Genomic DNA, 19746 nt, shown 5'->3' with positions numbered 1-19746 from the left:
ACGTTTCGGTGCGCCCGCGCGTCTACCGGGTGAGAGACGACGAGAAGGGAACAGGGGACATGGGCGTTCGGCACACGATCACCGCGTCGCCGGTCGGCGACCTCACGCTGGTCGCCGACGGCACGGCGCTCGTGGGGCTCTACTTCGAGGGCCACAAGCGCGAACCGCGCCTGGCGGGGCTGGGGCCTCGCTCGGACGAGGGGTTCACCGAAGCGATCCGGCAGCTGGGGGAGTACTTCGCGGGCGAGCGGCGGGAGTTCGACCTCGAGCTGGCGCCCCGCGGCTCCGGCTTCGAGCGCAAGGTGTGGGACCTGCTCACGAAGATCCCGTACGGCGAGAAGCGCACGTACGGCGAGCTCGCCGCCGAGCTGGGTGATCCGGGTGCCGCGCAGGCCGTGGGCAACGCGAACGGCTGGAACCCGATCAGCATCGTCGTGCCGTGCCACCGCGTGGTCGGCGCGAGCGGCGGGCTCACCGGGTACGCGGGTGGCGTGGACCGCAAGCGGTTCCTGCTGAGCCTGGAGGAACCACCCGCCGAGGACGACGGCAGGCTGTTCTGAGCCCGCGCCCGTTCGACGAGGTCGTGGCGGACCACGGGGCCATGGTCCTGCGGGTCTGCCGCGCCGTCGTGGGCCCGCACGACGCCGAGGACGCGTGGTCCGGACGTTCCTCGCCGCGCTCAGGGCCTACCCCGACCTGCCGGCCGACGCGAACGTGGCGGCGTGGCTGGTCACGATCGCCCACCGCAAGGCCGTGGACGTGACCCGCGCCCGTGCGCGGCACGCCGTGCCGGTGGCCCACCCGCCCGAGGAGCCCAGCCGCACCGGGCGGCCGGACGACTGGCACGGCGACCTGTGGGACGCGCTCGCCGCGTTGCCGGACAAGCAGCGCGCGGCCGTCGCCTACCACTACCTCGGTGGGTTTCCGTACGAAGAGGTCGCGGCCGTCACCGGGGGCACCGCGGCCGCCGCCCGCCGGGCCGCCGCCGACGGGGTGAAGGCCCTGCGCGCGGCTTCGCGGCGGGGCGAGCTGGAAGGAGCAGCGCCATGACCAGCGATCTGTTCGCCGCGTTGCCGGTGGCCGACGAAGCGGCGCAGGCGCGTCTGCGGGCCCGGCTCGTGGCCGCGGCCGAGCGCGAAGGCCTGCTCGACGTCGGCTACCGCACGATCGACTCGCCGCTGGGCCCCCTGCTGCTGGCCGCGACCGGCGCCGGGCTCGTGCGGGTCGCGTTCTCGCTGGAGGACCACGACGCGGTGCTGGCCGAGCTGGCCGCGGACATCAGCCCGCGCGTGCTCGCCGCGCCCGCCCGGCTCGACCCGGCGGCCCGCGAGCTCGACGAGTACTTCACCGGCCGGCGCCACACGTTCGACGTCGCCGTGGACCTGCGGCTGGCGCACGGCTTCCGCCGGGAAGTGCTGCGCCACCTGGGCGAGATCCCGTACGGCGGCACGCGCAGCTACTCCGAGGTCGCGGCCGCGGCCGGCAGTCCCCGGGCCGTGCGCGCGGTCGGCACGGCCTGCGCGCGCAACCCGGTGCCGCTGGTGGTGCCGTGCCACCGCGTGGTGCGCGCGGACGGCAGCTCCGGTCACTACCGCGGCGGCGAGGACGCGAAGCGGGCGCTGCTGGCCCTGGAAACGCGAGTCTGAGGCGGCCTTCAGCGGCGGTCGTCGGTGAGCCCGTCGGCCGCGTCGAGGCCGAGCACGGCGAGCAGCAGTGCGCAGTCCTCCACGTCTTCGGCCACCGAGGCGACCAGCCGCACCACGTGGCGGCGCTGTTCGGGCGGCAGGGCCTGGGTGTGCAGGGCGTCGACGGTGGGCACGGTCGGGCGGTTCACGCCCGCCTGCCCAGGATGGCTGTGGTGCATCGGTTCCTCCGCTCTCGCAGCCGGCGGGGATCACCCAGCATATCGCGGAAAGTGGCCACCCCGCCGCGACCGACGGCGGGAAACCGGCTCTCGGCACCGTTCCCACCCTGGTTCGGTCCACTGTGGATCTCGCCGTCTCGCAGGCATCGAGTCGATTCGTTCGCGCGGACCGCACCGAACGCGCGCCGCCGGGACCCGTGATTTCGAAGATCCACTGAGGACGGTGCGACTGTTCGGGTGAACCACGGGGAAAACGGAAAACATGAGGTACATTGCGAATTGAGGCTGGAACCCGCCCCGGACCCGGTGGAGCAGTGGCAATGCGGTCCGGAGGCCGGCGAAGGGTGGAGGCGCATGACGAACGGACTCGAGACGGAAACGACGGGGTTCGCCGCGGGGCGGCGCCTCGCGTACCTCGCCCGCGACGAAGACGGGCCCGATCAGGTCACGATCCGCACCGGAGTGGTCGCGCAGGAGCGCGCCGACGGTGCGGCGGTGGCGGAGGAAAACGCGGCATCGAGTCTGGACAGGGTGTCTGATGTGGACACCGCGGCAGAGGTGGAAACCGCGTCGAACGTGACCACTGCGTCGAAGGTGAGCACCGCGTCGAACGTGGGCGCCGAGGCGGATGAGGAGACAGTGGTGATGGTGGACACCGCGTCGGCGGCGGACACCGAGACCCCGGAACCCGGGTCGAGCCGGCTCGTCGCGGTCACGGACGTGGTCGAGACGGGGCCGGGCCGCCACCGGCATTCGGCCGGAAAACGGCCGCGTTCCCTGCCGTGGCGGGTTTTTCACGTCGGGCGGCATCGGCGCGCCTGAACGGGTTCAGCGTGCCGCGCCGGACCGGATGACGATCGCCGGACCTCGCGCCGGTGTTTCCGTGGAGTCGTCGGGGGCTTCACAGGCGACACCGGCCTGGGCGAGAGCGGTTGTCACATCGGGGTTTCCGGCGCGCACGCGGAATCGGTCACCGGCGAGCGCGGCCGCGGTGCCCGGACCGAGCGCGGTGCACGCGGTCAGGTCCACCACCACGGCGGCGGCTCGCAGGGCCAGCGCCGCGGCGAGCTGTTCGGTGAGCACCGCGTCGCCCGCCGCCGTGAGCGGGCCGGAAACCTCGACGGTCACGAGCCCCGCGCTCAGCAGCGTGCGCACGCGCGAAACCGCGGGCCGCGACGGCGTTCGCGGCCGGTCCGTCTTCGGCTCGTCCTCCACCGACATCCCCGCACCTCCTGGGGTGGCCGGGGGCTGGGGTCCACTTCTGACCGGAGTCTAACCGGCCGGGCGGGGCGTAATGTCGCGTTCGTGGACGGACCGCGGGTCATTTCGGTGTTCCTGGTCGACGACCACGAGCTGGTGCGCCGCGGGGTGGCCGAGCTGGTGGAGGACGAGGAAGACCTCACGGTGGCGGGCCAGGCCGCCTCGGTCGCCGAGGCCCTGGCCCGGATTCCCGCCGTGCGCCCGGATGTGGCGGTGCTCGACGTCCGCCTCCCCGACGGCGACGGCGTGCGGCTCTGCCGCGACCTACGGGCTTCGTTGCCCGGCCTGCGCTGCCTGATGCTCACGTCGTTCACCGACGAGCGCTCGATGGTCGACGCGGTGCTCGCCGGCGCCGACGGGTACGTCATCAAGGACATCAAAGGACTTCAGCTCGTCGACGCCGTGCGGCGCGTGGCGGCGGGCCACAGCCTGCTCGACGAACGCGCGGTCGCCGCACTGATGACGAAGCTGCGCGAAAGCACCCGCGGGCCCGGCCCGCTGGCCACGCTCACCGAGCAGGAACGCGTGCTGCTGGACCTCATCGGCGAAGGGCTCACCAACCGCCAGATCGCCGAGCGCATGTTCCTCGCGGAGAAAACGGTGAAGAACTACGTTTCCCGGCTGCTCGCGAAGCTCGGCATGGAACGCCGCACGCAGGCGGCGGTGCTCGTCACGGCGCTGCACGACGAGGAGCGCCGCGCCGGCGGGTGATCACGGCCAGCCGTGTGAGAACGGTCGTTCTTCACTGGTCACCACGTCGTCGAGCTCCGCGTGCGACCGCAGCGGCAACGGGGCGCCGTGGCCGAGGCGCAGCAGCACGTGGGGCCAGATGCCCCCGCCCAGGAGCCGGCGCAGGGCGCGACGGCGCGGGGGCGTGAGGGTGTCGGACCAGTGCGCGGCCGACAGCCCGGCGACGGCCGCGGTGAGCAGCACGCGTTGCACGGCCTGGCCGGCCTGCAGGTGGGCCAGGGGAGTGTCGTGCAGGGAACCGACGGCGACCAGCAGCCGTTCGGGCAGGGGGTCGAACGCGGGCGCGGCCTCGGCGCCGAACATGATTTCGCACAGGCGCGGCAGCTGTGGGTCGCCGACGGTGGCGAGCCACGCGCGTTCGAGCTCGGCGGCCTTGCGCAGTTCGCGTTGCACCGCGGTGGGCACCAGGGCCGCGGTGAACGGACCGTGGTTGCCGCGGCGCAGGCGGATGGCCTCGACCAGCCGCCGGTCGATCGGGGTCACCGGCTCGAGCCCGCGCGGGCGCACCACCGCCAGCAGATCGGGGCGCCCGGGCGCGGGCAGCAGCCGCACATCGGGGTGGCAGCCCTGGGCCTTCACCGCGAGCCGGAGGTTGAGCAGCGCCGCGCCGCAGTCGAGGAGCTGCGCGCGCCGCGTGCCCGCGCACGGGCCCGCGTACAGCTCGATCGAGGACGGCGTGCAGCGGAACCGCCACGGCCTGGCGTCGTGCAGGGGTGGCGGGGTCGTCGCGGTGAGGAGCACCGACCGGACCTGGCGTGCGCTCAACCGTCCGACGGGCAGGACTCCGGGCCTCATGGCTCACCTCCGTGCCCCGAGTCCCACGTTGCGCCCGCGGGCGGGGCGCGGCCTAGTGCCGAACGTCCCGCCCGGCGGGTCCAAGGTCGCCGTTCACGGGTGACCCCGGGCCCGGATCCGTGTGCCACAGTGACGGGATGCCGGACGTCGACCGGGAATCCGCGACACTTCCGGCCGGGCCCCGCGACCGGCTGGACGCGCTGCTCACGGCCGTGCTCGGACTGTCGGCGGGCCTGGAGCTCGACGGCACGCTGCGCCGCGTCGTCGCGACCGCGGCCGACCTCGTCGACGCGCGGTACGGCGCGCTCGCACTGCTCGACGCCGACGGGACCACGACCGGCTTCGTCGTGACGGAGCTCGACCACCTCGACCACGCGAGCACAGCCGGCCGCTCGTCGCTGGCCGTCGCGCTGCGGGCCCGCGGCACGCTGCTCGGGCGCCTCTACCTCACCGGCAAGCGCAGCGGCGGCGGGTTCACCGAGGCCGACGAACAAGCCCTCGCCGCGCTCGCCGCCGCGGCCGGCATCGCCGTGGACAACGCCCGCCTGTACGAGGAGAGCCGCAGCCGGCAGCGCTGGCTCGAAGCCACCGGGGAGATCTCCGCCGCACTGCTCGGCGGCACCGAGATCAGTGAGGTGCTGCGGCTCGTCGCGAGCCGCGCGGCCGGCCTCACCGGTGCCGTCGACGCGGTGATCGCCGTGCCCGACACGGCCGGCTCGCTCGTGGTCACCGTCTGCGAAGGCCCCGACGCCGACGCGCTCACCGGTCGCCGCATCCCGGTCGCCGGATCGACCTCGGGCGCGGTGCTGCGCGACCACGTGCCGCGCAGCGTGTCCGGCCTCGCGGTCGATCTGGCCGACGGCCCGCGCGTGGACCTCGGGCCCGCGCTCGTGGTGCTGCTGCGAAGCGGCGAGTCGACGGCCGGGGTCCTGCTGGCCGTGCGCGCGCCCGGCGCCGCGCGCTTCGCCGAGCAGGAGCTGCAGATCGTGTCCGCGTTCGCCGACCAGGCTTCGCTCGCGCTGCGCGACGCCGAGAACCAGGCGGCGCGCCGCGAGCTCGACGTGGTGGTGGACCGCGACCGGATCGCGCGCGACCTGCACGACCACGTGGTGCAGCGGCTGTTCGCGGTCGGCCTGCAGATGCGCGACACGCTGCGCCACGCCGGCACCCCGGCCGTCGCCGCGCGGCTCGGGCGGCACGTCGACCAGCTGCAAGAGGTGATCGAGGAGATCCGCAGCGCGATCTTCGAGCTGCACACGGCGCCGGGGCGCGGCCGCGGTCTGCGCGCGAGCCTGCAGCACGCGATCACCGACACCACGGGCGATTCGGCGATCCGCACCAGCGTGCGGATGTCCGGCCCGCTCGACCGCGTGCCACCGGTCCTCGCCGAGCACGCCGAAGCCGTGGTCCGCGAAGCCGTGAGCAACGTGCTGCGCCATTCCCGGGCCACCGAGCTCGCGGTCACCGTGACCTTCGGCGAGGCCCTGGTCGTCGAGGTGACCGACACCGGCGTGGGCCTGCCGCCGGGCGTGGCCCGCAGCGGCCTGCGGAACCTCGAGGAACGGGCCGCGGAATCCGGCGGCAGTTTCCGCGTGGAGTGCCCACGAGCCGGTGGCACCCGTCTCGTGTGGACGGTGCCCGTGCGCGGCGAGCCGACCCGGGCGCCCGGCGACTCCCGACGGTCCATTGAGGACCGCCGGCAGGCATGGCCTCGAGCGTGGCCGAGGTGAAGGAGGTGCGACCGTGAACCCGAGTTACCCGGTCCGCGTCGAGGCTCGGCTGGACGAGCCGTTGTCGCGCTGGTTGTGGCTGGTGAAGTGGCTGCTGGCCCTGCCGCACCACCTCATCCTGGCGGTGTTGTGGTTCGCCTATCCGTTCGTGGGGATCGCGGCGTTCTTCGCGATCCTCGTGACCGGCCGCTACCCGCGTTCGCTGTTCGAGTTCACCGTGGGTGTGCTGCGGTGGAGTTTCCGGGTGCAGTACTACTCCTACGCCGCGCTCGGCACGGATCGGTACCCGCCCTTCACCTTCGGCGACGTGCCCGAGTACCCGGCGCGGTTGCAGGTGGACTACCCACCGCGGCTCTCCCGCGGGCTCGTGCTCGTGAAGTGGTGGCTGCTGGCCCTGCCGCAGCTCATCATCGTGGGGCTGTTCGTCGGCGGCGGCACGTGGCTGTTCACGCGCTCGAGCCGCTTCGACTTCACCTGGGCCGCCGGCGGTCTCATCGGGATCCTGGTGCTGATCGCCGCGATCGTGCTGCTGTTCACCGGAAAGTACCCGCGCCCGCTGTTCGACTTCGTGCTCGGTCTCGACCGCTGGGTGCTGCGGGTGGCCGCGTACGTGTCGCTGCTGACCGACCGGTACCCGCCGTTCCGGCTCGACCTGGGCGGCAGCGAACCGAGTGGGCCGGCACCGGAGCCCGGGCCGTGGACGCAACCGCGGCCGCAGGCGACATCGACACCGTCATCGACGACGACATCGACGACGGAACCCGGCACCGAGCCGGCCACCGCACCGCTGGTCGCCCCGCCGCCGGACCCGTCGCCGTCGGGCTGGTCCGGGGGCCGGATCGCGGCGGCGGTGTGCGGCGCGGTGCTCGTGCTGATCTCGACCGGGCTGATCTCCGGCGGCGGCGCGCTGATGTGGGCCGACCGGACCCAGCGAGACGCCGACGGCTTCTTCTCCGGCTCGGCCCCGTTCACCACCTCCGGGTACGCGCTCGCCAGCGACCCCGTGCAGCTGCACGGCCTGGGCACCGGTGGCCCGGACCTCGCGGCGATCGTGGGCGACACGCGGATCCGCGCGACGGCGGTCGATCCCGCGCAGGCCGTGTTCGTCGGCATCGCGCCGGCCGCGAGCGCGGCGCGCTACCTCGCCGGCGTCGAGCACACGACCGTGACCGATTTCGGCGACCGCCGCGCGGCCGGGGTGGACAACCCGGGCGGCGCGCTCGCCACGCTGCCGCAGCAGGCGGGGATCTGGACCGACCAGGCGTCGGGCCCGGGCACGCAGTCGGTGGCGTGGCCGGTGCGCGACGGTGACTGGACCGTGGTGGTGATGAACTCCGACGGCTCGCGCGGCGTCGCCGTGGACGCCGAAGCCGCCGCGACCGTGCCGGCGATCGGCTGGCTGTCGGTGCTGCTGATCGTGGTCGGGGTCGTGTTCCTCGTCGGCGGGGTCACCTGCGTCTGGCTCGCGGCCCGTGCCGCGGCGGCGCACCGGCCGGCCGGTGAAGGCGGGCGAGCACCGTGAACCGCTCGGCCGACTGGTTCGCCCGGATGGGGCACGCCCTGGTTCCCCGGGGTGGTGTGGTGGTCCGGCCGTCGGACCGGGTGCAGGCGGTGGTGGTGGCCGTGTTCCTGGTGCTGGCGCTGCTGGCGGTGCCGGTCGCCGGCGTGTTCGGCTCGGACATCGCGGCGCAGCGCGGGAAGCAGGCCGCCGAGGAAGCGGCGAGCCGGCACCGCGTGGAGGCGACGCTGCTCGTCGACGGGCCGCCGCAGCGGGCCGTCGGTCCGGACGGCGTGCCCGGCGGGCCGGAGCCGCGCGACGCCCGGTGGCGGCTGCCCGGCGGCGGGTTCCGCGTCGCGCAGGTCGACGCCGAACCGCTGAGCAAGGCCGGCGACCCGGTGGAGGTGTGGCTCGATCGCGCCGGCAACCCGGTGCCGCCGCCGCTCGACGCGCGCACGGCTCCGGTCGAGGGAGCGATGTCGGGATTCGGGGCGTGGGCGGGGTTCTGCGCGGTGCTCAGCCTGCTCTACGCGGCGCTCGCCTTCGTGCTCGACCGCCGGCGGCTCAAGCGCTGGCACGAGGAGTGGACGCTGGAGCTGGACCGCAGGACCCGGTCCTGAGCGGACCGGGCGACAAGGCAACGAGAGGCGGGACCACATGCTGACCATGACCCGATCGGCGAGCGCGGCGATCGACCGGCTCACCGAGGCCCACCACGTCGGCCGCCGCGGCGGGTTCCGCCTGCGGTTCGACGGCGAACCCTGCGCCGGCGCGGCGGTCGAGGTCGAGGCGGCGCCCTGCCCCGGCGCGGGCGACGACGTGGTCGTCTGCGACGACACGCAGCTGTTCCTCTCGCGCGAGGCCAGGGAGGGGCTCACGGAGAACGTGCTCGACGTCCGCGAGGACCGCGAAGGCGGCTACCGCTTCCTGATCGCGACCGCCGGCCGGTAAGCGGTCACGGCGTCGGCTGCTGTCCAAGCCGTCTCCGGCGTGCGGGATCGGGTTCCCGCACGGTGGGCACCTCCGGCATGGTGGACTGGTCCCCCGCAGACCATTCCCGAGAATGTTCCCGTGCAGCCTGCTGCTGCGCCGACTGTTCGCGCATCGACTGTTCCGGCGTGGTGGGCTCGACCGTCCCCTGTGGACGCTCCGCGCCCGGGCCCACCCGGACGCGGTCGATCATGCGCTGTGCCTCGGCCTCGGTGAACCGGCCCTGGTGCACGTAGCCCACGATGGCGGCGACGGTGCTCAGGTGCGGTTCGGCGATGCCGGTCAGATCGACGGAATACACAGGCGGCCCCTCACTCCGCTGGCTCGCCACCGGGGGCACGGGCGGCTCTTCGCACTTTACGCGCTCGCCACGCCGGAAAGCGGGAGCCGGACACACCTTCCCCGGCAACGATTTCAGCACCGGACAGGGCGCACACCGCTGCCGTGGCCCGGAAAATCCGCGCCGACGTGCGGGAAACCGGTACGGATCAAGCGGTCCCGGCGGGCGCGAGGGCGGCCATCGCGCGGTCGAGACATCCGGCGAACGTCGCACCGTCTTCGCCGGCCCCGCCCGCCAGCCACGCGTGCTGCGCGGCCAGCAGGCAGGAGAACGCCGCGCCGGCGATCGCGGGCGGCGCCGGGTCACCGGGTTCGTAAGGGGCGCCGCGGGTTTCGGCGCGTTCGCGCAACACGGTCTCGACTCCCGCCGCCATACGGTGCAGCTTTTCGAGGTAGCTCGCGAGCAGCGCGGGTGTCGAGAAGACGATGCGCTGCATGGGTTCGGCGACCTCGTGCTTGCCGGGCGCGTCGACGTAGGGCACCAGCAGGTCGAAGATCCGGCGCAGCGAGGTCCAGGCCGGTTCGGCGAGCGGGCGTTCGCGCAGCAGTTCGACCATCGTCTCGGCGAGAAGTTCGAACTTGCCGACGATCAGGTCTTCCTTGGTGGGGAAGTAGCGGAACAGGCTGCGCCGGGACAGGCCCGCGGCCTCGGCGACGTCGTCCATCGTGGTCTGCTCGTAGCCGTGCTCGACGAACAGCCGCTGCGCGGCCTCGGTGATGTCCTGCCGCACGGCCCGGCGGGTCCGTTCGCGCAGGCCGGGGCGGTGGTCGGTCACCGGCGCCACTTTAGCAGCCAACGGCGGAGTTGGCACTGAGTGCCAAGTTTGGCGTACAGTGCCGATCAGGTGGCCCACGCAACGAGGAGCGTCATGTCCGAACCGAAGACGATCGTGATCACCGGTGCCAGTGACGGCATCGGGGCGGCCGCGGCCCGCCGTCTGCACGCCGACGGCCACCGGGTCGTGGTGGTCGGGCGCTCGCCCGCGAAGACCGCGGCCGTCGCGAAGGAGCTCGGAGCCGACCACCAGGTCGCCGACTTCGCGAGCTTCGCCGAGGTCCGCGACCTCGCCGCCGCGCTCGACGCGGCCTACCCGCGGATCGACGTGCTCGCCAACAACGCCGGCGGCATCTTCGGCGACCGCGCGAAAACCGTGGACGGCTTCGAGAAGACCCTGCAGGTGAACCACCTGGCGCCGTTCCTGCTCACCACGCTGCTGATGGACAAGCTGCTCGCTTCGCGCGCCGCGGTGATCCAGACCTCCAGTTCCGGCGCCCGCCTCTTCGGCGACCTGCGCCTCGACGACCTCGACCACGACGCGGCCTTCACCCCGCACAAGGCTTACGGCACCGCGAAGCTCGAGAACATCCTGTTCACCCGCGAGCTGCACCGCCGCTACCACGGCCAGGGCCTGTCGGCCGCCGCGTTCCACCCCGGCGCCGTCGCCACCGCCTTCGCGGCCGACAGCTCCAGCTTCTTCCGGCTGGTCTACACGAACCCGCTCGGCCGCCTGGCGCTGGTGAGCCCCGAAAAGGGCGCGCGCGACCTGGTCCGGCTGGCGACCACGGAACCGGGTGTGGCGTGGGAATCCGGGGTCTACTACGAACGCGGCAAGCCCGCGCGTCGGGTGAACCCGCAGGCCGAGGACGACGATCTCGCGCGCCGGCTGTGGGACCGCTCGGCCGAGCTGGTGGCCGTGAAGGCCGGCTGATGCTCAGCCGGCGCGCAGGCCGGCCACGACGAGGTCCAGCAGTCGCGCCGCCAGTTCGCGCTGATCCTCGTGGCCCGCGATGAGCGTGACGCCGCCGATCGCCATCATCACGTCGTCGGCCGGCACGTCGGCGCGCAGCGCGCCGGCCTCGGCCGCGGCGGTCAGCATGCGATCGATCGCCGCGCGCAGCAGGTCGCGGCTGTGTGCGCGCAGCCCTTCGCGCGCGGCGAGGATGCCGGGCAGCGCTTCGGCCATGCCGTTCTTGGTGAGCATGTAGTCCACGAACCGGTCCATCCACGCGCGCAGCGCCGCCTCGGGTGCCAGCTCGGCGAGCAGGTCCGCGGCGGACGCGGCGAGGCGCTCGGTCTCGCTGCGGTAGGTCGCCTCCACGAGGTCTTCCCGGGCCGGGAACCGCCGGTACAGCGTGGCGATGCCGACGCCGGCCTCCTTCGCGATGGCCTTGAGCGAGGTGTCCGCGCCGTCGCGGGAAAACGCGCGCGCCGCGGCCTCGAGGATGCGGTCCTGGTTCTCCCGCGCGTCGGCCCGCAGCGACCGTCCGGTGTTCGTCACGAAACTCCTGTTCGCCGCGTCACTTCCGGCAATTAAGTGGACCCGCATCCGCTTATAGTAAGTGGATGCGGCTCCACATATGAGCGTAGCCGACTGACGAGAGGACAGCACCATGACGCAGCGAGTGACCACCCCCTTCGGCGCGACGTCGACGGCGGCCGAGGTCGTGGCCGGGGTCGACCTGACCGGCCGGCGCGCGGTCGTGACCGGGGCCGCGTCGGGCATCGGCGAGGAGACGGCCCGGGCGCTGGCGGCCGCGGGCGCGGAGGTGACCCTGGCCGTACGCGACCCGGCGGCCGGGGAGCGGGCGGCGGCGGAGATCGTGGCGAGCACCGGCAACCGGGCCGTTCACGTGGCCGCGCTCGACCTGGCCGACCCGGCCTCGGTCGCCGCGTTCACCGCGGCCTGGCAGGGGCCGCTGCACATCCTCGTGGCCAACGCCGGCGTGATGGCGACCCCCGAGCGGCGTACGGCTCGGGGCTGGGAGCTGCAGTTCGCCACCAATCACCTCGGCCACTTCCAGCTCGCGACCGGCCTGCACGACGCGCTCGCCGCGGCGGGAGGCGCGCGGGTGGTCGTGGTGAGCTCGGTCGGGCACGTGAACGGCGAGGTGCTCTTCGACGACGTGTCCTTCGGCCACACGCCGTACGACCCGTGGGTGGCCTACAGCCAGTCGAAGACGGCCAACGTGCTCTTCGCCGTGGAAGCCGCACGGCGCTGGGCGGGCGACGGGATCGCGGTGAACGCGCTCAACCCGGGCCGCATCTGGTCGACGAACCTCAGCCGGCACCTGGCGAACCCGCCGTCGGCGTTCGACCCGTCGGGCGCGACCGGCGTGTCGGTGAAGGACATCCCGCAGGGCGCGGCGACCTCGGTGCTGCTCGCCGCGTCACCGCTGGTCGAAGGGGTGACCGGGAAGTACTTCGAGGACAGCCAGGAGGCCGGTCCGTACACCGAGGGCGTGCGGCGCGGGGTAGCGGACTACGCGCTCGACCCGGCGAAGGCGCTGCGGCTGTGGGCGCTGTCGGCCGAGTTGCTGGCCGAAGCGGGTTTTCCGGTCGCGTGACCGGGCGCCGGTGTGGTGGCGTGCGCACCACACCGGCGCGCGACGTCACTCGCGCAGGAACGTGAGCAGCTCGGCGTTGAACGTGGCCGCGTGGGTCACGTTGAGGCCGTGCGGCGCGTCTTCCACGAGCACGAGCCGGCTGTCCGGGATCGCCTCGGCGGTCCGCTTGCCGCTCGCCTCGAACGGCACGATCGCGTCGGAGTCGCCGTGGATGACCAGCGTCGGGATGGTGAACGCCTTGAGGTCCTCGCGGAAGTCGGTCTTGGTGAACGCCGTGGTGCAGTCCAGCGTGCCCTTCGGCGAGGCGAACGCCGCGATCGCCGTGTTGTAGGCGTGCACCGACGGGCTCACCAGGTCGGTGCGGCCCTTCACGGAGAAGAAGTTCGTGACGAACCCTTCCACGAACGCGGGGCGGTCGGCGCGGATGCCGTCGTGGAACGAGGTGAGCACCCCCTGGTCGAAGGCGCCGTCCGGGTGGGCGTCGTCCTTGTACAGGTACGGCGGCACGGCCGCGGCGAACACGGCCTTCGCGACCCGGCTGGTGCCGTAGCGGCCGACGTAGCGCGCGACCTCGCCGCCGCCCATCGAGAAGCCGACGAGCGTGACGTCGGTGAGGTCGAGCGCGGCGAGCAGCTTGTCGAGGTCGTCGGCGAAGGTGTCGTAGTCGTAGCCCTCCCACGGCTGCGACGACTGCCCGAAGCCGCGGCGGTCGTAGGTGATCACGCGGTAGCCGTCCTCGACCAGCGCCGGCACCTGCGCCTCCCACGACCGGCTCGAGAGCGGCCACCCGTGGATCAGCACGACCGGGCGGCCGGTGCCGCGGTCCTCGTAGTGGAGTTCGACGGGTGCGCCGTTCTCTTCACCGACGGTCAACTGGGGCATGAGCTGTCCTTTCGTGGCGAAACGGGAGGAAACCGCGGTGCCGCGGGTTCTCGCGGCGGTGCCGGTTCCGGTGTGCCGCGTCCGGTGTGCCGACGACGAGGTGCGGACACCGGTGCTGCCGAGGAGAACCGTAGTCCCGCGCGGTGCTCCCGCGGCAGTCCCGCGACCGGTGAACTTGCGGTGTCCCCGGGGCTGAACAGCGGGTCTGCCGGCGGGATTCGCTTGCCGGACAAGGGCAATCCGCCACGCCGGTGGTTTTTCACCGGGCCGGCTTCCCGATCGGCCACGATCGGGGAGTACGAACGGGCGTCCTCAGTGGACAAGGTGCTCACTGCTCGGCCATCGCCGCGGTGAGCGAGCCCCGGGCCGCGCGCCGGGCCGGCAGCGCCGCGGCGATCGGGGCGGCGATCACGGCGGCGAGCGGCAGCACGGCCAGCCGGACCCAGGGCAGCGTGAACAGCACGGGCTCGGCTTCCGTCGACGCCACCTTCGTGATCAGCCACGCCGAGGCGACGCCGAGCAGCAGCCCACACGCGGCGCCGAACACGGCGACGAACACGGACTCGGCCGCCAGTGCGGCCCGCAGGCCGCCCCGGGTGAGGCCGAGCGCTCGCAGCAGCGCCGATTCCCGCGTGCGTTCGACGACCGAGAGCGACAGCGTGTTGGCGATTCCGGCGAACGCGATCAGCACGGCGAGCGCGGTCAGCGCCCACAGCAGGTCGAGAGTGCCGCGCAGGGGTGCCGACAGTTGGTCTTCCAGCCCCGTGATCGTGGTGAGCTTCGCCAGCGGAGTCGGCGCGAGCGCCCGGTCGAGGGCAGCCTCGGTCTGGCCGGCGTCCGCCCCGTCGGCGAGTTTCACCAGCACGCTGCCGTCGTGTTCGCTGTCCGCCAGCGCGATCTTCGGCAGCTCACCCAGGTCGACGAGCGCGAGGCCGAGGTCGGCACCCGGTGCGTCGACGCTGTCGTACACGGCCACGACCCGCAGCGTCGCACCGGTTTTGCTGCGCACGGTGGCGCCCGTCGTGAGCCCGGTCTCCTCGGAGAGCTGCCGGTTCACCGCGAGCTCGCCGGGGCCGAGCCGGTCGAGCGCACCGGACAGGACCACCGGTCGCAGCAGGGTGCCGAGCGCGTCGCCGCGCACGGCGGTCATGCCGTAGGCGCCGAGCGGGCCGAGGTCCCCGCTGAATTCGGTGACCGGCGCGGTGGCCGCGACCCCGGGCACCTTCGCGAGCGTGGCCGGCAGGGTCGCGGGCAGGCCCTGCCCGCCGACCACCGACGTCACGGTGAACTCGGCCCGCAGCTGCTCACGCACCGCTTGGCCCTGGCCGGCTTCGACGCCCGCGGTCACCGTGGTCACGAGTGCGACCACGGCCAGCCCGATGGTGAGCGCGGCGGCGGTCGCGGCCGTGCGGCGCGGGTTGCGGTCGGCGTTGAGCGCCGCGAGCTTCGCCGGCTCACCGAGCACCGGCGCGGTGAGCGTGCCGAGCAGCCGCACCACGGGTCCGGCCAGCAGCGGCCCGAGCGCGAGCAGGGCGCCGAGCACCGCGACCATCGCGCCGACGGCGAGCACCGCGCCGTCCTCGGTGCCGGCGTTGAGCGCCCCGATCGACGCGCCGATCCCGGCCACGAGCAGCACCGCGGCGACGATCATGCGGGGCCGGCCCGCGCGGGCCTGGCGTCCCTCGGCCGGTTTCCGCAGCGCCGCCACCGGCGCCACCCGTGTCGCGGCTCGCGCCGGCGGCACCGCGGCCAGCACGGTCACCAGCACGCCGACGGCCAGGGAGAGCACCGCGGTCCGGGCCGTGAACGGCACGTACACCGGCGTTCCCGGGGCGCTCGTGATCGCCTGCAGCGCGGCGGCCACCCCGAGGCCGCCGAACAGGCCCACGACCGAAGCGATCACGCCGACGGCGGCCGCCTCCGCCAGCACCGCGCCGAACACCTGCCGCTTGCCGGCGCCCACACACCTGAGCAGCGCAAGCTCGTGGCCCCGCTGCGCGACCAGGATCGTGAACGCGTTGGCGATCACCATCGCGGCCACGATCATCGCCAGCACGGCGAACGCGGTGAAGAACTTCGTGAGCTCCGCCGAGTCGGGCGCGGTCGTGCTCAGCAGCTCGGCGGCGGCGCGGTCGCCGGTGACCACGGAAATGCCACGGCCGCCCACCGCCCGGTCGAGGTCGTCGACGAGCCGTGGCGGGGCGACCCCCTGCGCCGCCCGCACCACGATCCCGTCGTACTCCGGGCTCGGCGAGATCTGCCGCAGCCCCTCCGGGGTCAGCACCAGGTCCTCGGCGCCGATCCCGGCGTCGGTGGGCCGGCTGAACGTGCCGACGAGCGTGTACGCGTGCTCCTTGCCCTGCTGGTCGAACAGCGTCACGCGGTCGCCGAGCGCGAAGCCCTCGGCGGTGGTCCGCGCCATCGCGAGCTCACCGGCCGCCTGCGGGAACCGGCCGTCGGCCAGGTCGAACGGCCGCAGCGCGCCGTCGGCGGGCAGCGCGCCGGCCGCGGCGTCGGTGGCGTGGCCCGACGGATCCCGGAAGGGGGCGCTCACCGTGACCCGGCCCTCGGCCGCGGCGACCCCGGGCACCTTGCGGATCTTCGCGAGCGCGGCGTCGTCGAGGCCGGGGCCGCTGTGGGTCTGGCTGACCACGGCGTCGACCCCGCGCAGGTCGACCGCCACGGCGTCGCGCAGGCCGGCGCCGACGGCACCGGCGAGGATCAGCGAACCGGACACGAACGCCACGCCGAGGGCGATCGCGACGGCCGAGAGCAGCAGGCGCAGGGGCCGGGCCCGGACCCCCGCGGCGACGAAGCGCAGCATCACGCCCCCAGACCGGTGAGCGCGGCCAGCACGGAGTCGGCCGTCGGGCGGGGCACGTGCGCGGCGACGCGACCGTCGGCCAGCAGCACACCGTGGTCGGTGTAGGAGGCGGCCACGGGATCGTGCGTCACCATCACCACGGTCTGGCCGAGTTCGCGCACCGACGCGCGCAGGAAGCCGAGCACCTCGGCGCCGGAGCGCGAGTCGAGGTTGCCTGTGGGCTCGTCGGCGAACACCACCTGCGGCCGGCCGACCAGCGCTCGCGCGCAGGCCACCCGCTGCTGCTGGCCGCCGGAAAGCTCACCGGGGTGGTGGCGCAGGCGCTGGCGCAGACCCAGCGCGTCGACCACCACCCGCAGCCACGCCGGATCGGGCTTGCGGCCGGCGAGCCGCAGGCCGAGCAGGATGTTGTCCTCGGCGGTCATCGTCGGCAGCAGGTTGAACGACTGGAACACGAACCCCACGTGGTCGCGCCGCAGCCGCGTGAGCGCCGCGTCGGAGAGGCCGGTGAGCTCGCTCCGGCCGATCCGCACGCTGCCGGAGTCCACCGTGTCCAGTCCGGCGAGGCAGTGCAGGAGCGTGGACTTGCCCGAGCCCGACGGGCCGAGCACGGAGGTGAACCGCCGGGCCGGGAAGTCGAGGGACACGTGGTCCAGCGCGCGCACGGCGGTGTCGCCGCGACCGTGGACCTTCACCACCTGCCGCACCCCCGCGGCGACGGCACTGTCCATTGTGCTGGTTTCCGGTGCGTTCACTCCCGCCGTGCTCAATTCGACGGTGCGCGAGTCCGCCGTGTTCGATCCGCCTGTGTCTGGCCGCATCCGCTCTCTCTCCCGAACCTCGGGGCGCCGTGTCCGGCGCCTGCGGACGACCTTGGCCGGGCCGCGCTGAAGCGAGGCTGAAGAACCCTGAAGAACGCTTCAGGAACGCGCGCGGGCGTCTGGGAAGATCGGGTTCATGAGGGTGCTGGTGGTCGAAGACGAGAAGCGGCTGGCCGAGACGCTGAGGTGGGGGCTCGAGGCCGACGGGTACGCCGTGGACCTGGCCCACGATGGCGAAACCGGGCTGGAGTGGGGGCAGCTGCACCCGTACCAGGTGATCGTGCTGGACATCATGCTGCCGAAACTCAACGGCTACCGGGTCTGCGCCGCGCTGCGCGAGCGGGGCGTGACCACGCCGATCCTCATGCTCACGGCCAAGAACGGCGAGTACGACGAGGCCGAGGCCCTCGACACCGGCGCCGACGACTTCCTGCGCAAACCGTTCTCCTACGTGGTGCTCACGGCCCGGCTGCGCGCGCTCGTGCGGCGCGGCCGCGCGGGGGCGGCGGCGACGCTCACGTTCGGCGACCTGGTGCTCGACCCGGCGAACCGCACGTGCCGGCGGGGCGGCACCCCGGTGGCGCTGACCACGAAGGAGTTCGCCGTGCTCGAATGCCTGCTGCGCCACGACGGGCACGTGGTGGCCAAACACGAGATCCTCGGCCAGGTGTGGGACGTCGCCTACGAGGGTGATCCGAACATCGTCGAGGTCTACGTGAGCGCGTTGCGGCGCAAGCTGGACACGCCGTTCGGCCGGCGCACGATCGCCACCGTGCGTGGTGTGGGCTACCGGCTCGTGGCCGACGGAACCGGCGCGGGCGGGCTCGGATGAGCCGGTGGTGGCCCGAGTCCGCGCGGCGCAGCACGGCGCTCGCGGCGGTGCTGCTCAGCGTGGCCGTGTTCGCGCTGGGGTGGTGGGGGATCCGGGAGTTCGTGTCCGTGCAGCTTTCGCGTGACGCTGTGCGGTCCACGCGGGCGCAGCTCGACCGGGTCGCCGACGCCTACCGCCTCGGCGCGCTCGACTCGGCGGTGCTCAGCGGTGACGCGCAGTTCGAGGTGGTCGCCGACGACGGCCGCGCGGTCGTGCACAGCACCCAGCTGTCCCGGCTGGATCCGGCGTGGCGGCCGCTGCCGCCGGCCCCGGTCGGTGCGCCGGACGGCTGGACGACCACGACGACCGAGGCCCTGCACCCGGGCACGCACCCGCAGTGGCGGGAGTACCGCACCTACACCGTGGTGGGCACCGTCGTCGACAACGTGCCGGCGGCCCTCGTCGAGCCGACCGGGCGCACCGGGTCCACTGTGGCCGAAGGGCTGGCGCCCTCGACCTCGGGCGCGCACTACCGGTTGACGGTGTACCTGTTCGTGCTGCCGTGGGACACGCTCAACACGCTGAAGCTGTTCGACGAGACGCTGGCGGTGTTCGTGCCGGTGGCCGTGCTGCTCACCGCACTGGTCGCGTGGCTCGCCGCGGGCCGGGCGCTGCGGCCGGTGGAGGCGATCCGCCGTGAGCTCGCCGAGGTGAGCGCCAGCCAGCTCGGCCGCCGCGTGCCCGTGCCGCGCTCACGCGACGAGATCGCGCGCCTCGCGAACACGACGAACGCCACGCTCGACCGCCTGCAGCACACCCACGAGCAGCAGGAACGGTTCGTCGCCGACGCGAGCCACGAACTGCGCAGCCCGCTCGCCAACCTGCGCACCGGCCTGGAAGTCGCCCTCGCGCACCCCGAGCGCGCCGACTGGCCCGCCGTCGCCGAACGCTCGCTGCTCGACGTCGGCCGCCTGCACCGCATCACTGCCGACCTGCTGCAGCTCGCCGTCGATCCCGGCGGGGTCGCGCGCGTCCCGGTCGACCTCGCCGACGTGGTGCGCGAACAGGTCGCCGAACGGTCGGCCGGCTCCGGCAAGCCGGCGGTGCGCTCCTTTGTGGACGGACCGGCGGTGGTGCTCGGCGAACCCGTGCAACTGGAACGCCTGCTGCGCAACCTGCTCGACAACGCGGTGCGCCACGCGAGCTCCGCCGTCACGGTGACCGTGGGCCACCACGCCGGCACCGTGGTCCTGGAGGTGCTCGACGACGGTCCCGGAATTCCCCCGGCCGAGCGGGAACGCGTCTTCGACCGCTTCGCGCGGCTGGACGACGCGCGCACGCGCGACGCCGGCGGCTCGGGCCTGGGACTCACGCTGGCGCGCGAGATCGCCCGCCGCCACGGCGGTTCGCTGGTGGTGGCGGACTCGGCGACGGGCGCTTGCCTTCTCGTGCGGCTGCCGGCCGAGGGCGCCTAGCTGTATTTGGCCATGGGGTTGGTGGCAGTCGAGTGGTGGGTGGGTGGTCGCCGAGTGCGTTGTGGCGGCGTTGGGTGTTGCCGGCGAAGGTCTGGCGGTAGGCGCACTTGGTTTGCAGGGTGCGGTTGAGATGTTCGGCTTTGCCGTTCTGCGAGGGGCAGTGGGGCTTGATGAACTTCGGCCGAATGCCGTGCTCGGCGCGGACCTCGCGCAGCGAGCAGCGATGGGCCCGAGCGTGGTCGGTCATCAGCCGTTCGACCCGGGTGATGCCGTGGCCGGCGAAGGAGGCGATCGCTCGGGCGAGGAAAGCAGCGCAGGTCGGGCCTTTCTCGTCCGGGTGGTCTCGGAGTAGGCCGGCCGGG

General features: G+C 73.6%; 23 protein-coding genes. 13 read left to right on the top strand and 10 right to left on the bottom strand.

What is annotated here, in order from left to right:
• Positions 1–59 precede the first annotated feature (59 nt).
• From VSH64_RS16715 to VSH64_RS16705, 3 genes are all read left to right on the top strand, one after another.
• A complete protein-coding gene (locus VSH64_RS16715; RefSeq protein WP_326836528.1) occupies positions 60–560 on the top strand; it encodes a methylated-DNA--[protein]-cysteine S-methyltransferase in 501 nt (166 codons plus the stop codon).
• A 94-nt stretch (positions 561–654) separates the two neighbouring features.
• Entirely contained in the window at positions 655–1050 is a 396-nt protein-coding gene (locus VSH64_RS16710; protein ID WP_326836527.1) for an RNA polymerase sigma factor, read from the top strand.
• On the top strand, positions 1047–1646 hold the full coding sequence (locus VSH64_RS16705) for a methylated-DNA--[protein]-cysteine S-methyltransferase (RefSeq protein ID WP_326836526.1): 600 nt from the start codon (positions 1047–1049) through the stop codon (positions 1644–1646). Before VSH64_RS16710 ends, VSH64_RS16705 begins: the two co-directional genes overlap by 4 nt.
• 8 nt (positions 1647–1654) lie before the next feature.
• On the opposite strand, the gene VSH64_RS16700 is transcribed toward VSH64_RS16705, so the two are convergent.
• The gene (locus tag VSH64_RS16700; protein ID WP_326836525.1) at positions 1655–1834 is read right to left on the bottom strand and encodes a calponin homology domain-containing protein; all 180 of its coding nucleotides are present in this window, start codon (positions 1832–1834) and stop codon (positions 1655–1657) included.
• A gap of 267 nt (positions 1835–2101) precedes the next feature.
• Between VSH64_RS16700 and VSH64_RS16695 the strand changes: the two genes are divergently transcribed.
• Positions 2102–2686 carry a hypothetical protein gene (locus VSH64_RS16695; protein ID WP_326836524.1) on the top strand — a complete coding sequence of 195 codons (585 nt, stop codon included), beginning with the start codon at positions 2102–2104 and terminating at the stop codon, positions 2684–2686.
• Positions 2687–2692: 6 nt separating this feature from the next.
• Here VSH64_RS16695 and VSH64_RS16690 read toward each other — a convergent pair whose 3' ends face one another.
• Positions 2693–3085: a hypothetical protein gene (locus tag VSH64_RS16690; protein WP_326836523.1), complete on the bottom strand. Its 393-nt coding sequence runs from the start codon at positions 3083–3085 to the stop codon at positions 2693–2695.
• Between the two features lie 84 nt (positions 3086–3169).
• Here VSH64_RS16690 and VSH64_RS16685 point away from each other — a divergent pair, with 84 nt between their 5' ends.
• Positions 3170–3835, top strand: a complete 666-nt coding sequence (locus tag VSH64_RS16685) for a response regulator transcription factor (RefSeq protein ID WP_326836522.1) — start codon at positions 3170–3172, stop codon at positions 3833–3835.
• On the opposite strand, the gene VSH64_RS16680 is transcribed toward VSH64_RS16685, so the two are convergent.
• Positions 3836–4669 (bottom strand): hypothetical protein, encoded by an 834-nt coding sequence (locus tag VSH64_RS16680; protein WP_326836521.1) that lies wholly within the window; start codon positions 4667–4669, stop codon positions 3836–3838.
• Between the two features lie 137 nt (positions 4670–4806).
• On the opposite strand from VSH64_RS16680, the gene VSH64_RS16675 reads away from it, so the two are divergent.
• From VSH64_RS16675 to VSH64_RS16660, 4 genes are read left to right on the top strand one after another with little or no spacing between them, the layout of a single operon-like run.
• Positions 4807–6399, top strand: a complete 1593-nt coding sequence (locus VSH64_RS16675) for a GAF domain-containing sensor histidine kinase (protein ID WP_326836520.1) — start codon at positions 4807–4809, stop codon at positions 6397–6399.
• A 13-nt stretch (positions 6400–6412) separates the two neighbouring features.
• Positions 6413–7921, top strand: a complete 1509-nt coding sequence (locus VSH64_RS16670; protein ID WP_326836519.1) for a DUF4389 domain-containing protein — start codon at positions 6413–6415, stop codon at positions 7919–7921.
• Positions 7918–8517, top strand: a complete 600-nt coding sequence (locus VSH64_RS16665; RefSeq protein WP_326836518.1) for an Rv1733c family protein — start codon at positions 7918–7920, stop codon at positions 8515–8517. Before VSH64_RS16670 ends, VSH64_RS16665 begins: the two co-directional genes overlap by 4 nt.
• Before the next feature lie 37 nt (positions 8518–8554).
• On the top strand, positions 8555–8848 hold the full coding sequence (locus VSH64_RS16660) for a hypothetical protein (protein WP_326836517.1): 294 nt from the start codon (positions 8555–8557) through the stop codon (positions 8846–8848).
• Positions 8849–8852: 4 nt separating this feature from the next.
• On the opposite strand, the gene VSH64_RS16655 is transcribed toward VSH64_RS16660, so the two are convergent.
• Together VSH64_RS16655 and VSH64_RS16650 are read right to left on the bottom strand one after the other, a co-directional pair.
• The gene (locus VSH64_RS16655; RefSeq protein WP_326836516.1) at positions 8853–9188 is read right to left on the bottom strand and encodes a hypothetical protein; all 336 of its coding nucleotides are present in this window, start codon (positions 9186–9188) and stop codon (positions 8853–8855) included.
• A gap of 187 nt (positions 9189–9375) precedes the next feature.
• Positions 9376–10002, bottom strand: a complete 627-nt coding sequence (locus tag VSH64_RS16650) for a TetR/AcrR family transcriptional regulator (protein ID WP_326836515.1) — start codon at positions 10000–10002, stop codon at positions 9376–9378.
• Between the two features lie 93 nt (positions 10003–10095).
• Here VSH64_RS16650 and VSH64_RS16645 point away from each other — a divergent pair, with 93 nt between their 5' ends.
• Positions 10096–10935 carry an SDR family NAD(P)-dependent oxidoreductase gene (locus tag VSH64_RS16645; protein WP_326836514.1) on the top strand — a complete coding sequence of 280 codons (840 nt, stop codon included), beginning with the start codon at positions 10096–10098 and terminating at the stop codon, positions 10933–10935.
• Between the two features lie 3 nt (positions 10936–10938).
• Here VSH64_RS16645 and VSH64_RS16640 read toward each other — a convergent pair whose 3' ends face one another.
• Complete coding sequence (locus VSH64_RS16640) at positions 10939–11505, bottom strand: TetR/AcrR family transcriptional regulator (RefSeq protein ID WP_326836513.1); 567 nt, start codon at positions 11503–11505, stop codon at positions 10939–10941.
• 112 nt (positions 11506–11617) lie between these two features.
• Here VSH64_RS16640 and VSH64_RS16635 point away from each other — a divergent pair, with 112 nt between their 5' ends.
• Positions 11618–12571, top strand: coding sequence for an SDR family NAD(P)-dependent oxidoreductase (locus tag VSH64_RS16635; protein ID WP_326836512.1), 954 nt, complete (start codon positions 11618–11620; stop codon positions 12569–12571).
• 45 nt (positions 12572–12616) lie between these two features.
• Here the strand turns inward: VSH64_RS16635 and VSH64_RS16630 are convergent, their stop codons facing one another.
• From VSH64_RS16630 to VSH64_RS16620, 3 genes are all read right to left on the bottom strand, one after another.
• A complete protein-coding gene (locus VSH64_RS16630; protein ID WP_326836511.1) occupies positions 12617–13453 on the bottom strand; it encodes an alpha/beta fold hydrolase in 837 nt (278 codons plus the stop codon).
• 328 nt (positions 13454–13781) lie between these two features.
• A complete protein-coding gene (locus VSH64_RS16625; RefSeq protein WP_326836510.1) occupies positions 13782–16277 on the bottom strand; it encodes an ABC transporter permease in 2496 nt (831 codons plus the stop codon).
• A complete protein-coding gene (locus tag VSH64_RS16620) occupies positions 16277–17008 on the bottom strand; it encodes an ABC transporter ATP-binding protein (protein WP_326836509.1) in 732 nt (243 codons plus the stop codon). The genes VSH64_RS16625 and VSH64_RS16620 overlap by 1 nt, the downstream gene beginning before the upstream one ends.
• Before the next feature lie 226 nt (positions 17009–17234).
• Between VSH64_RS16620 and VSH64_RS16615 the strand changes: the two genes are divergently transcribed.
• Both VSH64_RS16615 and VSH64_RS16610 read left to right on the top strand, forming a co-directional pair.
• Positions 17235–17930 carry a response regulator transcription factor gene (locus tag VSH64_RS16615; protein WP_326836508.1) on the top strand — a complete coding sequence of 232 codons (696 nt, stop codon included), beginning with the start codon at positions 17235–17237 and terminating at the stop codon, positions 17928–17930.
• Positions 17927–19384, top strand: coding sequence for a sensor histidine kinase (locus VSH64_RS16610; RefSeq protein ID WP_326836507.1), 1458 nt, complete (start codon positions 17927–17929; stop codon positions 19382–19384). The genes VSH64_RS16615 and VSH64_RS16610 overlap by 4 nt, the downstream gene beginning before the upstream one ends.
• On the opposite strand, the gene VSH64_RS48515 is transcribed toward VSH64_RS16610, so the two are convergent.
• A complete protein-coding gene (locus VSH64_RS48515; RefSeq protein ID WP_407655652.1) occupies positions 19278–19631 on the bottom strand; it encodes an integrase core domain-containing protein in 354 nt (117 codons plus the stop codon). The genes VSH64_RS16610 and VSH64_RS48515 overlap by 107 nt on opposite strands.
• Positions 19632–19746: the final 115 nt, after the last annotated feature.

Source organism: Amycolatopsis rhabdoformis, from assembly GCF_035918295.1.
Classification (GTDB): domain Bacteria; phylum Actinomycetota; class Actinomycetes; order Mycobacteriales; family Pseudonocardiaceae; genus Amycolatopsis; species Amycolatopsis rhabdoformis.
The sequence above is the reverse complement of the archived record's forward strand: the minus strand, read 5'-3'. Positions and strand labels throughout refer to the sequence as shown.